This window comes from Streptomyces sp. NPDC002889 (assembly GCF_042888425.1).
In the GTDB taxonomy this organism is placed as follows: domain Bacteria; phylum Actinomycetota; class Actinomycetes; order Streptomycetales; family Streptomycetaceae; genus Streptomyces.
The window spans coordinates 313924-327415 of record NZ_JBIAPT010000009.1 but is presented as its reverse complement, the minus strand read 5'-3'; the positions used below and the strand labels follow the sequence as shown (position 1 = coordinate 327415).

11 protein-coding genes are annotated in these 13492 nt (G+C 69.5%); 6 read left to right on the top strand and 5 right to left on the bottom strand.

Annotated elements, in window-relative coordinates:
- Positions 1-229: 229 nt before the first annotated feature.
- On the top strand, positions 230-1447 hold the full coding sequence (locus ACFYWI_RS16400) for an FAD-dependent monooxygenase (protein WP_389231763.1): 1218 nt from the start codon (positions 230-232) through the stop codon (positions 1445-1447).
- A 60-nt stretch (positions 1448-1507) separates the two neighbouring features.
- Here ACFYWI_RS16400 and ACFYWI_RS16395 read toward each other — a convergent pair whose 3' ends face one another.
- Positions 1508-2065 (bottom strand): VOC family protein, encoded by a 558-nt coding sequence (locus tag ACFYWI_RS16395; protein ID WP_389231760.1) that lies wholly within the window; start codon positions 2063-2065, stop codon positions 1508-1510.
- Between the two features lie 372 nt (positions 2066-2437).
- On the opposite strand from ACFYWI_RS16395, the gene ACFYWI_RS16390 reads away from it, so the two are divergent.
- The 4 genes from ACFYWI_RS16390 to ACFYWI_RS16375 all read left to right on the top strand — a co-directional run bounded on the left by ACFYWI_RS16390 (position 2438) and on the right by ACFYWI_RS16375 (position 7726).
- Positions 2438-3841, top strand: a complete 1404-nt coding sequence (locus ACFYWI_RS16390) for a tryptophan 7-halogenase (RefSeq protein ID WP_389231757.1) — start codon at positions 2438-2440, stop codon at positions 3839-3841.
- Entirely contained in the window at positions 3838-5442 is a 1605-nt protein-coding gene (locus ACFYWI_RS16385; protein ID WP_389231754.1) for a peptide MFS transporter, read from the top strand. Before ACFYWI_RS16390 ends, ACFYWI_RS16385 begins: the two co-directional genes overlap by 4 nt.
- The gene (locus ACFYWI_RS16380; protein ID WP_389231750.1) at positions 5439-6458 is read left to right on the top strand and encodes a methyltransferase; all 1020 of its coding nucleotides are present in this window, start codon (positions 5439-5441) and stop codon (positions 6456-6458) included. The genes ACFYWI_RS16385 and ACFYWI_RS16380 overlap by 4 nt, the downstream gene beginning before the upstream one ends.
- Positions 6459-6868: 410 nt before the next feature.
- Positions 6869-7726 carry an LLM class flavin-dependent oxidoreductase gene (locus ACFYWI_RS16375; protein WP_389231747.1) on the top strand — a complete coding sequence of 286 codons (858 nt, stop codon included), beginning with the start codon at positions 6869-6871 and terminating at the stop codon, positions 7724-7726.
- A gap of 68 nt (positions 7727-7794) precedes the next feature.
- On the opposite strand, the gene ACFYWI_RS16370 is transcribed toward ACFYWI_RS16375, so the two are convergent.
- Positions 7795-9090: a cation:proton antiporter gene (locus ACFYWI_RS16370; protein WP_389231744.1), complete on the bottom strand. Its 1296-nt coding sequence runs from the start codon at positions 9088-9090 to the stop codon at positions 7795-7797.
- A 92-nt stretch (positions 9091-9182) separates the two neighbouring features.
- Positions 9183-9671: a hypothetical protein gene (locus ACFYWI_RS16365; protein ID WP_389231741.1), complete on the bottom strand. Its 489-nt coding sequence runs from the start codon at positions 9669-9671 to the stop codon at positions 9183-9185.
- Between the two features lie 112 nt (positions 9672-9783).
- Between ACFYWI_RS16365 and ACFYWI_RS16360 the strand changes: the two genes are divergently transcribed.
- The gene (locus ACFYWI_RS16360; protein WP_389231738.1) at positions 9784-10245 is read left to right on the top strand and encodes a MarR family winged helix-turn-helix transcriptional regulator; all 462 of its coding nucleotides are present in this window, start codon (positions 9784-9786) and stop codon (positions 10243-10245) included.
- Positions 10246-10253: 8 nt separating this feature from the next.
- Here the strand turns inward: ACFYWI_RS16360 and ACFYWI_RS16355 are convergent, their stop codons facing one another.
- Both ACFYWI_RS16355 and ACFYWI_RS16350 read right to left on the bottom strand, forming a co-directional pair.
- The gene (locus tag ACFYWI_RS16355) at positions 10254-11282 is read right to left on the bottom strand and encodes a methyltransferase (protein ID WP_389231735.1); all 1029 of its coding nucleotides are present in this window, start codon (positions 11280-11282) and stop codon (positions 10254-10256) included.
- A gap of 14 nt (positions 11283-11296) precedes the next feature.
- Positions 11297-12919 (bottom strand): FAD-dependent monooxygenase, encoded by a 1623-nt coding sequence (locus tag ACFYWI_RS16350; protein WP_389231732.1) that lies wholly within the window; start codon positions 12917-12919, stop codon positions 11297-11299.
- Positions 12920-13492 lie beyond the last annotated feature (573 nt).

Genomic DNA, 13492 nt, shown 5'->3' with positions numbered 1-13492 from the left:
GGGGGGGGTCGCGCCCCTCCGGCTGTTTTCCCGCCCCCGCCCCCGCCCCCGCTCGCGGGGGTCCTCCTATAAATACACTACCACCCCCCCCCCCCCCCCCCCCCCGGCGGGGGGGGGGGGGGGCCCCCCCCCCCGGCTCCAGGCCCCTGGCCCCGGCGTGCGCCGGGGCCAGGGGCCACACGACCGAAACAGCTGAAGCACACGAACCGCACAGGAAGTGAGACTGAGCATGGGCAACACAGCAGCGGCAGGAACGCGGAGGGCCGTGCTGATCGGCTGCGGCATCGCGGGCCCGGTACTGGCCATGTTCCTGCAGCGCATCGGCGTCACCGCCGTCATCTACGAAGGGAGCAGCGCGCCCCGGGACGAGGCCGGGGCGTTCCTGAATCTGGCCCCGAACGGCCTCGCCGTGCTGGACACCCTCGGTATCCGTGAAGAGGTCGAGAAGTACGGCACCCAGACCACCAGCACCGCCTTCCTCAACCACAAGGGCAAGCAGCTGGGACTGAACCCGGCCGAAACCCTGCTGATCAAGCGGGGGATGCTCAACAAGGCGCTGCGCGACGCGGCCGTCGACCGTGGTGTGCGGATCGAGTTCGACAAGTTCTTCGAGAGCGTGGAGCACACCACGGACGGGATCGTGGCCCGTTTCAAGGACGGTTCCACTGCCGAGGGCGACTTCCTGGTCGGCTGCGACGGTATTCACTCCAAGACCCGGTACACAGTGCTGCCCGACGCTCCGCACCCCCAGTACACCGGGGTCGTCGGCACCGCCGGCTACACCCGCAGCGACCAGGCGGCGCCGGCGGACGGCGTGATGCGGATGTCGTTCTGCCTGGAGGGCTTCTTCGGCTACCAGACCACGACCTCGGGCGAGATCTACTGGTTCGAGAACTTCCACCAGGCCAAGGAGCCCGCACGCGGCGAACTGGAGCGGACCCCGCACGAGCAGTGGAAGCCGAAGCTGCTGGCCAAGCACCGCAACGACCACCACCCGGTCTCGGCCATCATCGAGTCCACCGAGAGCGGCATTCTCGGATACCCCATCTACGACATGCTCTCGATCCCGAAGTGGCACAAGGACCTGGTCTGCCTGGTCGGGGACGCGGCCCACGCCACGTCGCCGCATGTGGGCCAGGGCGTTTCGATGGCAATGGAGGACTCGATCGTGCTGGCCAAGTGCCTGCGCGATCTGGACACTCCGCAGCAGGCGTTCGCCGCGTTCCAGTCGATCCGCAAGGACCGCGTGGAGAAGATCATCAAGGAGGGGCGCAGGACCGGTAACCAGAAGGCCGCGTCGAACGGCTTCCAGCGTGGCGTACGCGACCTGGTGCTGCCGTTCTTCCTCAAGCTCGGCGTCAAGGCGACCGAGCCCGTCTACTCCTACCGTGTCGACTGGGACGAGACCGTCACGCCGGCCACCGTCGCGGCGGGCGCAACGCGCTGAGGCACGCGCCCCTTTCGGGGCGCGTGCCTCGGTGCACCACCGTGCGAGCCGGCCTGCCGGTCAGCTCTCGGTGTGCGTGGATATCTGGACGAGGTTGCCCTCGGTGTCGGCCACATAGGCCGAACGCTCGCCCCACGGCTGGTCCTTGGGCGCCATCAGGACCCTCGCGCCTGCCCTCTTCGCCCTGGCGAAGAGGGCATCCACGTCCGGGGTCAGCACGACGATCTCGGACTGGTGCATCCGCGCCCGCCCGATGTTCGGGATCCCCGTCGCCTGCTTCACGTTGTCGTACGTGGTCATGGTGATGTAGTAGTCCGGCCCCAGCCGGACCGTGCCGAACATCGCCGGACCCGTCTCCGGCAGGCGGAACAGCACGTCGAACCCGAGAGCGTCCCGGTAGAAGTTCAACAGCTTGTTGACGTCCGTCGTGTAGAGCGTCGTCTGGCCGTACCGGACCTGCGCGGCCGGCGACGGCGACGGTGACGGCGCAGCCGTGACCGTGGGCCGGTGCTTGGTGGTCTCGGCCCCGGCCGTCGTGCCGGCGGCGACCAGCCCCACGGCCAGCAACGCGGTCGCCGTCGTGCCCGCCGCCCACAACCGGACGGTACGTGCAGCCATCTGGCTCTCCCTTGCTCGATGGAAATGCGTTGGAACGCGATGGATTCCGGCCATTACTCAGCCAGAGCGCGGCAGGGTCTCGCTCGAGAAACACTCGAGACGACTCCCGCACACCCTGCGAGCTCCCGTTTCCCCGTACGAGGAGGGAGCGGGATCCCTACGACCAACGGGAACCGGACAATCACGGCCTCTGCGCCGCTCCCCTCGCGGCGCCGCCCCTCAGGAGGGCCCGCGAGCCGGGGCACCAGCGCGCGTGGAGCGGCGGCAGAGCCTGCGTCGAGTTCCTCTCCAGCACTCCTCCGGCGGCCGGGTGCACGGTGCAGCGGACGGTCAGAACCCCGTTTCGCGAGCTCCGGAGGATTGGAGAAATACATGCGTGGTTCCACCCAGATCCTCGTCATCGGGGGAGGGCCCGCGGGCTCCACCGCCGCCGGCCTGCTGGCCAAGGACGGTTTCGAGGTCACACTGCTGGAGCGCGACGAGTTCCCCCGCTACCACATCGGCGAGTCGATCCTGCCCTCCTGCCGGCCGATCCTGGAGATGCTCGGCGTCTGGGACAAGGTGGAGGCCCACGGCTTCCAGCCCAAGGGCGGTGCCTACTTCTTCTGGGGACCCGAGGAGTGGGAGGTCAAGTTCAACAACCTCGGCGACGACGGCACCAACGCCTGGCAGGTCGTACGCTCCGAGTTCGACGAGCTGCTGCTGCGCCACGCCGCAGGACTCGGCGTCGAGGTCGTGGAGAACATCACCGTCAAGGAGCTCGAGTTCGACGGCGACCGACCGGTGGCGGCCCAGTGGGCGGGCACCAAGGACGCGAGCCTCAGCGGCCGTATCACCTTCGACTACGTCATCGACGCCTCCGGCCGCGGCGGGGTGCTCGCCGCCCGGCACCTGAAGAATCGTCAGTACCACGAGATCTTCCGCAACGTCGGCGCCTGGTCCTACTGGAAGAACGTCAAGCCGCTGGACCGTGGCCCCGACGGTGCCATCGCCGTCATCTCCTCGGAGGACGGCTGGTTCTGGAACATTCCGCTGCACAACGGCACCACCAGCGTCGGCCTGGTCACCGGCCGGGACATCTTCAACGAGAAGAAGAACGCGCTCGGCGGCATCCAGCAGGTCTACGACAAGGCCATCTCCGAGACCCCGCATCTGCAGCGCCTCCTCGAAGGGGCCGAGCAGGTCTCCGGAATGAAGGTCGAGCAGGACTACTCGTACACCGCCGAGAGCTTCTGCGGGCCCGGCTATCTGCTCAGTGGCGACGCCGCCTGCTTCCTGGACCCGCTGCTGTCCACCGGTGTGCACCTGGCCACCTACAGCGCCATGCTGGCGGCCGCGAGCATCTCGAGCGTCCTGCGCGGCGAGGTGACCGAGAAGGAGGCCTGGGAGTTCTACAACACGGTCTACCGGCACTCCTACGAGCGGCTGCTGGTGCTGGTCTCCGTGTTCTACGAGAGCTACCGCGGCAAGGAGCACCACTTCTACAACGCGCAGAAGCTCACCGGTGACCAGCGCGAAGGTCTCAGCATCCAGGACGCGTTCGACCGCATCGTCACCGGCATCGCCGACCTCGACGACGCCAGGGACGTCTACTCGCGCGTGCACGCCCATCTCAACGGCGCGGAGAGCGGCGACCCCAACCCGCTCGCCAACCTCAACAAGGTGCACGAGCAGAAGCAGGCCCCGATGAGTCCCGAGAACGCGGTCGGGGGTCTGTATCTGGCCTTCCGGCCCCGTCTGCGCCTGGCGCGTACGGAGGGAGAGCACACCCCATGACCACCGCACGCGCTGAACACGGCCCCGGCGCGGGGCCGGGCGGAGCCGGCTCCGGATCCGTCAGAAGCTGGCCGGCCTGGTACCGCACCCTCTTCATGAGCGATGTGTGGGAGCGCTTCGGCTTCTTCGGGATGCAGGCCATCCTCGTCCTCTTCGCGGTCGCCCCGCGCTCCGAGGGCGGCCTGGGGCTCGCGAAGGCCGATGCCGCCGCGCTGTTCGGCGCGTGGATCGGCCTTGCGTTCATGCTCTGCCTGCCCGGGGGCTGGGTGGCCGACCGGCTGCTCGGCCCCCGCCGCACCCTCTTGATCGGGGCCGGTGTCACCACCGTCGGCCACTTCGCGCTCGCCACCCCCTGGCTGTGGACCACACCGCTGGGCCTGATCCTGCTCGCGGCCGGGCTCGGCCTGTACAAGCCGAACCACCAGGCCATGCTCAACCTGATGTTCGGCAAGGACAGCGGCCGCCGCGAGGCCGGAATCTCGCTGATGTACGTCGGCATCCAGGTCAGTGCCCTGCTCTCGCCGCTCATCGCCGGCTTCCTCGGCGAACGGGTCGACTGGCGGCTCGGTTTCGCCGTCTCCGGCACGGCGATGCTCCTCGGCACGGTCCAGCTGTTCATCAGCCGACACCAGTTCAAGGAGGTCGGCGCCCGGCCCGGGCGGCCGCTCGGCCGCGAGGAGTCCCGGCGCGCGTTCCGCCGGATCGGGATCACTGCGGCCGTGGTGCTGCTGCTGATCACCGCGGGTGTGGCGTCCGGCGGGCTGGGGCCTGCGGGCGCCATCGGCCTGGTCGGCACCGTGAGCATCATCGCGCCGGTCCTCGCCTATCTGGTGCTCTACCGCAGCAAGGAGCTGACCGCGGGCGACCGAAGAAGACTGCGCTCCTTCCTGTGGATCTTCCTCGGCTCGACGCTGTTCTGGTCGATGATCGCCCAGGACGGCTCGTCCCTCACCCTGTTCGCCAAGGAGTCGACGGACCGACAGGTGCTCGGCTTCGACGTGCCGGTGAGCTGGCTGCAGTCGGCGACTCCGCTGTTCATCCTCGTACTGGCCCCGGTGTTCGCCTGGGCGCTGCTGAAGTACCGCGGCGGGAGCGGCGGGGTGCCGGTGAAGTTCTCCGTCGGGCTCGGCCTCACCGGCGTCAGCTTCCTGATCATGGCGCTGGCCGCGGCACTGGCGGCGGGCGACCGGAAGGTCTCCCCGCTGTGGCTGCTCGTGGTCTATCTGATGCACGCCTGCGGCGAGTTGATCGTCGCCGCGGTCGGGATCGCGGCCGTCGCCGACGTGCTGCCGCGCAAGTTCATCGCGCACATGCTCGGTCTGCTGTGGCTGTTCGCCGCGCTCGGCGGCGGCGCGGGCAGCGGCATGGTCCGGCTCATCGACGTCATCCCCGAGCCGCTCTACTACCTGATGCTCGCCGTCATGGCGCTGGCGATGGGCGGCGCCCTCGCACTGCGGAGGCACTCCGTGCAGCGGGGCCTGGCCGGCGACGAGGAGATGCAGGACGCCGCGACGGGCCGGGCACCGGACCCTGGCGGCCGCGGTGGCCGCGGTGGCCGCGGCACGGACGAAACCACGCTCAAGGAGGACAGTCCGGCATGACCACGATCACTCCGGCGACCGACCCCAAGGACCCCTTCGGCATCGGCCGGTTGGGGCTCGGGTTCGCCTCCGCCAAACTGCTGCTGACCGCCCTGGAACTGGGCGTGTTCAGCGCGCTCGCCGAGACCGCGGACAGCGAGGCGGGGGTGGAGGAACTTCGGGCCGCCCTCGGGCTGCATCCACGGGCCGCCACCGACTTCTTCGACGCCCTGGTCGCGCTCGGGCTGCTGGAACGCGCCTCGGGCCGATACCGCAACAGCGAGGCCGCCCAGCGGTATCTCGTCCGCGGTGACACCTACACGGGCGGCTTCCTCGAAGGCGCCAACTTCGTCCTGTACCCGGCCTGGGGACGGCTCACCGAGGCACTGCGCACCGGCTCCCCCCAGGCCGAGGGCGACTTCGAGGCGATGCTCAGCGACCCTGCCGCCCAGCGCATGTTCCTGGCGATGCAGGACTCACTGAGCGCGCCGCTGGTGCCGTACCTGCTCGGGGCCGTGAAATGGAGCGGCTGGAGCACACTGACCGATGTCGGCGGCGCCCGGGGCAATCTGGCCGGGCTGCTCCTGCGCGCCCAGCCGCACCTGAGCGGCCGGGTCTTCGACCGGCCGCAGAACGCGGGGCCGTGCGCCGAGCATGCGCGGACGCTCAAGGTCGCGGACCGGTTGTCCTTCACCGGCGGCGACTTCTTCGCCGACGAGCTGCCCGAGGCCGACGTCGTGGTGATCGGGCATGTGCTCGCCGACTTCTCGCTGGACGAGCGCAAACTGCTGATCGAGAAGGCGTACAAGGCCGTGCGCCCGGGCGGCGCCCTGCTGGTGTACGACCCCATGCCCGGCGACAAGCCGGACCTGGCGAGCCTGGTCGCGAGCCTGCACATGCTGGTGATGACACCGGCGGGGGCGGGATACCACCCGAGTGACTGCGGCCAGTGGATGCGGGTGGCGGGCTTCACGGACATCACGGAGCACGAACTGCCGCTCGGGAACACGTTGGTGACGGGTCACAAGGACCGCTGACCTGCCGTCCGTGCCGACGGCGCGTGCGTGCGCTGCCGGCACGGGCATGTTCCGCGGGGCCGCGGCGCTTCCAGGGTCCGGGGCTCCGCCCGAGACGCTGCGCCTCAATCGCCGACGACGCTGCATGCGCCGGATGCTCCGGCACATGCAGCGCTTCCGGGCAGAAGTTCAACGCGCTCGCCCATGGCCCGTGGGGCAACATCAAGCCCTGCCGGCGTTCGAGGCGGGGTCCGGGGCGGAGCCCCGACACTCGATCCCGCGACGAACGACGACGGGACCACATCCGGGCCCCGTGGGGTCCCCCGGACGGAATCCGGGGGGGCGAGACGCGTGGCTCGATGCGGGCCCCGAACCCCACGCCCCCAACAGAACTCACCGTCCCGCGACAACCCGACGACCGAGGAGACCCCGTGGAGATCGGAGTGGGCCTGCCCACCACAGTGCCGGACATCGACGGGCGCAGGCTCGTCGACTGGGCGCGCCTGGCGGAGAACCACGGGTTCTCGAGCCTCGGCACGCTCGACCGTCTGGTGTACGACAGTTATGAGCCGCTGACCTCACTCGCCGCGGCCGCCGCGGTGACCGAGCGGATCCGGCTGACGACGTCCGTCCTGCTGGCCGCCTACCGCCCCGGCACTCCGCTGCTTGCCAAACAGCTCGCCACCATCCATGAGATCTCGGGCGGGCGGCTGACCGTCGGCGTGGCGGCCGGCGGGCGTGACGACGACTTCCGGGCCACCGGCGCCCCGTACCACGACCGCGGGCGGCGCCTCGACGGCATCCTGAGCGAGCTGAGGGAGGTCTGGGGCGGCAAGGGCCCGGTCCCGGGCGTCGGGCCGTTCCCGGAGGGCGAGGGGCCGCAGATCATCGTGGGCGGGCACACCCCGGCGGCCATGGCGCGCGCGGCCCGGTTCGCCGACGGGTGGATCGCGGGCGGCAGCTCCGCGACCGCCTACGCCGAGCTCGCCGGGCAGGCGCGCGCCGCCTGGAAGGCCCAGGGCCGCGGCACGCAGCCCCGGCTGGTGGCGCTGGTGTACGCGTGCCTCGGGCCCGGCGCGCGGGAGGTCGCCGAGTCGTATCTGCGGGCGTACTACTCCTTCATCGGCCCGAAGGCGGAGATGGCGGCGAAGGCGGTCATCACGGACGAGGGCCGGCTGCGGGAGACCGCGGCGGCCTATGAGGCGGCCGGCTGTGACGAGCTGCTGGTCTTCCCGTGCACCGCGCGGGCGGACCAGCTGGAGCTGCTGGCCGGGGCGACGCTTGGTTGAGGGTCCTCGCGTCGCCCGGACACAGGGGGCCCGCCGGTTCGACCGGCGGGCCCTTCTTGTGCGGTGCGTCAGGCTGTCGGCCTGCCCGCCGGCGCGGCGGGCCGTTCCTTCACCGCCTCTCCCCCGCCCGCGGCGTCGGTGTAGTCGCCGATGGCCTCCGTGCCGCCCGCGCGCCGCTTGAACAGATGCAGCAACGGGCCGGCCATCGCCGTCGTCACCAGGGCCATCACCACCATCAGGGCATACAGCTGCGGGTCCAGAACGCCCAGTTGGAGTCCGATGGTGAGGATGACGATCTCGGTGAGGCCACGGGTGTTCATCAGCGTCGCGAGCACACCGCTTTGCACTGCCGGGACACGGTTGACGCGGGCCCCGACGTAGGCGCCGATGAACTTGCCGGAGATCGCGACGAGCAGGATCAGCCCGAGTTCACCGAGGCCCTGCAGTCCGGTCCGGGACAGATCGACCTTCAGGCCAGCGACGACGAAGAACGCCGGGAGCAGGAGCAGCCGGCTGAGGTGCTCGAACCGGTCCACCACCTGGACCCGGACCAGCTCCGAGGACCGCCGCGGCATGACCACACCGAACAGGAACGCACCGAAGACGAAGTGCACTCCGAGCCACTCGGCCGCCCAGCAGGACAGCATCAGCCCGCCCAGCACGACGATGAGCCGGTCGGCGGTGATCCGGTCGCCGCCCCTGCGTTCGTCGAACAGCCGCCGCAGCCCCGGCTTGACCAGGAAGAACATCACGGCCAGATAGACCGGGGCGAGCAGCATCGACCACTGGTCGCCGCCGCCGGAGACGGTGACGACCACGGCCAGCAGCGACCAGGCCACGATGTCGTCGAACGCGGCGCTGGCGAGGGCGATTCCGCCGATCCGGGTCCGTCCGAGTCCGCTGTCGGACAGAATCCTGGCCAGTACCGGAAAGGCGGTCACGGACATGGCCGCACCCATGAAGAGCACGAACCCGGTGCGGCTGTCCGTCTCATGACGGCCACTCAGGTAGAGAGCGAGAAGCACGCCGAGGGTGAACGGCAGGGCGACGGAGCACAGCGAGACGCTCGCCGCGACCTTCTCCTTGCCGCGCATCAGGGCCAGGTCCAGTTCGTAGCCGACGACGAACATGAAGAGCACCAGGCCGAGGTTGGCCAGCGCGGCCAGCAGCGGCCGGACGTCGGCGGGGAAGAGGGAGTCGGCGATCGCCCCGCCGAAGAGGGAGGGGCCCACCAGGATGCCGGCGAGTATCTCGCCCACCACGGGTGGCTGCCCGAGTCGGCGGGCACCGGCGCCGAGGACTCTGCCGAGAACGAGGATGGCTGCGAGTCCGATGAACAGGAATTGCAGTTGATGAGGTGTCATAAGCACGCCCCCTGAGCCGCCGGGATGCTGCCGGAGGAGCCCGGCAGCAGCTGCCACGAAGCTAAGGGGGCGTACTCAAGGCCCTGTTGAGATCAGAGTGCGTTCCTCGGCGTTCCCTCATGGACACTCTCGGGGGCGTGGACCGTCGGCAGCGTGCCGTCGCGGTGTGCCGTGCGGCAGTCGTCGACGAACTCGCGGGAGAACATCGCCGTGAGGGTGGCGACGCCGCCGCGAACGATGCGGACCTCGCTCCGCTTGAGCACACCGGTCAGCCGCAGCCGTCGGCCGCCCCCCGCGGTGTGCCGCTGCAGGTCCTTGACCTTGGAGTTGCCGACGTACTCGAGCCCCGCCTCGTCGACGACGGTGCCGTCCGGCACCAGGATCTTGAGGGTGGAGCGCTCGCCGGCGATACGGACCTCGAGGTCGCCCTCGGGGATCCCGGCGGACCGCAGGTCCACCTGGACCGAGCTGCGGCGCGCGGTCACCTCGACGGTGCGGGCGTCCGTCCAGTGGCCCAGTCGCTTGACGTTGGTGTAGTAGGCCTCGACCTGTGCGGTGGGGGCGTTCTTCTGGGTGTTCATCACAGTGTTCCTTCCGGGAACCCGGGCAACGACCCGATCTTGACTTCTCTTGGCGCTCGACTATCTTGATAGCCAAGCTATCTTTATTTATCTTGAAGGTCGAGTTACTTGGATGTCAAGCGAAAAGCGAAGTAATCTTCAGCAGGAACTCGCCACCGAGATCCGGGCTCTCCAGACAGCGGTCGACTCCTTCGACGCCGCGGCCGCCGAGCGCCTCGGTGTGGGCCGCACCGACCTGCACGCCCTGGACGTCCTCATGCAGCGCGAAAGCGCCGCCCCCAGCGAACTGGGGGCGGCGCTCGGGCTCACCACAGGCAGTGTCACGGCCCTGCTGGACCGGCTGGACCGGCTCGGCTATCTGACCCGCTCCCCCGACCCCGAGGACCGGCGCAAGTCGATCGTGCGGCCGACCCCGAAAGCCGTCGAGGCCGTGGAGGAGATCTTCGGCCCGCTCGCCGTCGACGGCTTCCGGCAGGTCGCCGGCTACTCCACCGAGCAGCTCGAGCTGCTGCTGGACTTCATACACAGCAGCCGCGAGCTCCAGGAACGGCACCTGCGCCGCATCCGGTCCTGACCGGGCCGTCAGTCCTTGTTGGCCACGACCAGCGTGACGTCGTGCCCGAGTGAGGTGCGGGTGACCTCGGCATAGCCCGCCTCCCGCATCCACTCGGCGCACTGCTCGAACCGGTAGCCCTTGCCGTGCGGCGTCATCAGCTGCAGGTTCAGGCTGCGGATCAGATTGCGCAGATGGCTCTCGTCGTCATCGACGATCACCGGGTCCCACACCAGGAACGCCCCGCCGGGGCGCACCGCGGCGAAGGTGTTCTTCACCAGCTGCTTGCGCTGCTCGTCGTTCCAGTCGACCAGCGCATGCCCGATCATCAGCACATCGGCCTGCGGCAACGGATCGGCGAAGAAGTCACCGCCGTGGTAGCGGACCTTGCCCGCCATACCGATGTTCGCCATATGGGCCGTGAAGTCCCCCTCCAGCTGCGGGAGATCGAAGACGCACGCCTCCAGATGGGGATGCGCCTTCACCAGACCGGCCAGCACATTGCCGCGACAACCGCCCAGCTCCAGAACAGAGTTGTATTTTGCCCAGCCGAACGACCCGGTGAGCGCCGGGATGAGCGGCCGACTGGCGTCCTCCGCCATACCGACGAGCCCGTCCTTCTTCTCGTCGCTCTCATACAGCTCACCGAACATGTCCTCGCCGGTGTAAGTGGCCGCCTGCGGCGTGCCCGTGCGCAGGGCCTCGCCCAGCTTGTCCCAGGCCGGATACATCACCTGGCCCGCGATCCGCAGGAAACCGCCCAGATAGCCCTCGTCCCCCGGGACCAGGAACTGCTGCGCCGCCCGCGAGTTGGAGAACACCCCTTCCGCCGAACGCTCCAGAAAGCCGAGTTCCACCAGCGCCGCCAGGAAGTGGTCGGTCCCCCGGGTGTGCAGGCCCAGCCGCTCCCTGATCGCCTCCTCGCCGGCCGGCTGCTCGGCGAGCGCCGTGAACAGGCCGATCTCGATGCCCGTCAGCACCAGCCGGGCCGGCTGGAAGGCCATGGCCTGCGCCAGCACGGCACCGGGATGCACGGCGCCTGCTTCGTAGCCGGTCATCTGCACCCCTCCCCTCACGGTGCCACGTCAGCGGCGGTCTCGATGCCAGAGGCCCGGCCAAGCACATCCGCGAGCACGCTCTGCGGATCGTCCGCGCCGCCCTCGGACCGCCAGGAGACGAAGGCGTCCGGCCGTACCAGCACCGCCCCGCCCGCGCCGATGCCGTAGACCTCGGCCCAGTCGCGGTCGGTGGGAGCGAGCTCCGCGCCCTTGCCGATGGTGTGTGTACGCAGCGGAATGCCGAGCTTCTCCGCGAGCGGAGCCGCCGCCTGCGCCCAGGCGCCGCCCTCGGGGCCGGTCAGCAGCACGAACGAGTCCCAGAACAGGTCGATCGTGGAAATCGTCTCGCCGCCCCGCTTCAGCCACACATGCGGCGCCCGGGTGCCGGGCTCGCCGGTCAGCTCCAGGTCCGGGGTGAGCACCTTCGTGCCCTCCGCACCGATGATGGACGTGGAGCGGTACCGGTAACCCAGCGTGATGATCACGTCGTCGACGAAGTCCGCGCGGTCCTGCTCGGTGGAGTACCCGTGCCGGATGCGGTTGCGCACCAGGGCCTGCTCCGACATGGCGGTGCCCAGCGGACGCCGCTCGGCGTCATAGGTGTCCAGCAGCGCCTCGGTGCCCCAGCCGTGCTGGACCGCGGCGAGCTTCCACGACAGGTTGTGCGCGTCGTGGATACCGGTGTTGGCCCCGAACCCGCCGGCCGGCGGGTGCACATGGGCGGCGTCCCCCGCCAGGAAGACCCGGCCGGCCCGGAAGGTCTCGGACACCAGCTGCGCGCCCTGCCACGGCACCTTGTCCATGATCTCCACATCGATGTCCTTGCCGGCGGCCCGGCGGACGATGTCGACGCATCGCTGGTCGGTGTAGTCCTCGGGCTTCTCGCCCTTCTCCGGGAAGTAGATCGGCGCGGCGAGCCACGGGTCGCAGCCGTGCAGCCGGGACAGGCCCATCAGTGTGCCCCCCGCGCTGGCGTAGCACAGGATGAACTTGGTGTCCTTGAGCAGCGTCTCGAGCTCGGGCGCCCGGAAGTAGATGCTCAGGGCGTTGAACACGGTGCCGCGGCCGACGCGCTTGACGCCGAGTGCCTCACGGATGCGGCTGCCCGCTCCGTCGGCACCCACGAGGTAGTCGGCGCGGATGGTGAACTGCTTTCCGGTCCCGCGGTCCTCGGCGATGGCGGTGACGCCCTCGGCGTCCTGCTCGAACGAGATCAGCTTCGTGTTGAAGCGGACGTCCGCGCCGTACTCCTTGGCCTTGGCCACCAGTACCTTCTCGTACCGGTCCTGGCCGCAGCCCATCACCCGCTCGGGGCTGACCGTCTCGCCGTCCAGCGACGGCGACTCCAGCAGTTCCGCGTTGTCGATGTCCGAGAACGTCTCGACCTTGATGATCCCGCCCTCGAAGTAGGCGTGGGAATCACCCATCTCGAGCGCGCGAATGTCCTTCCCGAGTCCCGCCGCGCGGAACAGCTCCATCGTGCGGGCCTGCAGGCCCGGGGCGCGGGGGAGCATGGAGGTGCTGTCCCTCTTCTCCAGGAGCATCGTGCGCACTCCACGCCGGCCGCTGAACAGTGCAGTGGACAGGCCGACGGGACCACCACCGACGATGAGCACCGGGATCTTCACGTCATACATGCATATCCCCTCTGGGCAAGCTGGGCTTCCGCCGGGATCCCTCCACGGCACCCCTGATGAGTAGCCACATCGACTTGAGGGGCAGTGGAGATGCGGCGGTGGCCGCCGGTGCGGCCTGGCCGTTCTCGGCCTCAATTCAGCTGTTCAGTGCGGAAATCCGGACAGACAGCGTGCTGCCTGAGCGCTGTGGAGGCTCATTCCCTGTCCGTGCGCCCCGCACGGACGAGCGCCTCCTCGCGGAGCAGGACGCGCAGGCCCTCGTGGCCGATGCCGTCGTTCACTCCTCGGCAGTCGGGACGTCGGCCGGCCTTGGCGAGCGACTGCCAAGACCCGCGGATCGGCGGTTGACTCGGGATCTCCGCTGCGCGAACAAACCGAGATGTGCGCGGCCTCTCGTGGGCTGCGCGTCTACCGGGACGCCTGGGGCTTCGTCTCCCTGGTCCTGCGTCAGACATCCGACTGACCAGCTTGATCCTTGACGTGTTGCGAAAGTGTCTTGTGGTGAGATCCATCGAGCTCATTGGATCCCCGATGACGAACGGCGACGCTACATGGGTGCCGAGGTTAACGACC

Excerpts from the sequence above, each read along its gene's own strand:
- ACFYWI_RS16390 (WP_389231757.1), top strand. The coding sequence starts at position 2,438 with ATGCGTGGTTCCACCCAGATCCTCGTCATCGGGGGAGGGCCCGCGGGC.
- ACFYWI_RS16370 (WP_389231744.1), bottom strand. The coding sequence starts at position 9,090 with ATGACACCTCATCAACTGCAATTCCTGTTCATCGGACTCGCAGCCATC.
- ACFYWI_RS16355 (WP_389231735.1), bottom strand. The coding sequence starts at position 11,282 with ATGACCGGCTACGAAGCAGGCGCCGTGCATCCCGGTGCCGTGCTGGCG.
- ACFYWI_RS16400 (WP_389231763.1), top strand. The coding sequence starts at position 230 with ATGGGCAACACAGCAGCGGCAGGAACGCGGAGGGCCGTGCTGATCGGC.
- ACFYWI_RS16395 (WP_389231760.1), bottom strand. The coding sequence starts at position 2,065 with ATGGCTGCACGTACCGTCCGGTTGTGGGCGGCGGGCACGACGGCGACC.
- ACFYWI_RS16360 (WP_389231738.1), top strand. The coding sequence starts at position 9,784 with ATGTCAAGCGAAAAGCGAAGTAATCTTCAGCAGGAACTCGCCACCGAG.
- ACFYWI_RS16380 (WP_389231750.1), top strand. The coding sequence starts at position 5,439 with ATGACCACGATCACTCCGGCGACCGACCCCAAGGACCCCTTCGGCATC.
- ACFYWI_RS16350 (WP_389231732.1), bottom strand. The coding sequence starts at position 12,919 with ATGTATGACGTGAAGATCCCGGTGCTCATCGTCGGTGGTGGTCCCGTC.
- ACFYWI_RS16385 (WP_389231754.1), top strand. The coding sequence starts at position 3,838 with ATGACCACCGCACGCGCTGAACACGGCCCCGGCGCGGGGCCGGGCGGA.
- ACFYWI_RS16365 (WP_389231741.1), bottom strand. The coding sequence starts at position 9,671 with ATGAACACCCAGAAGAACGCCCCCACCGCACAGGTCGAGGCCTACTAC.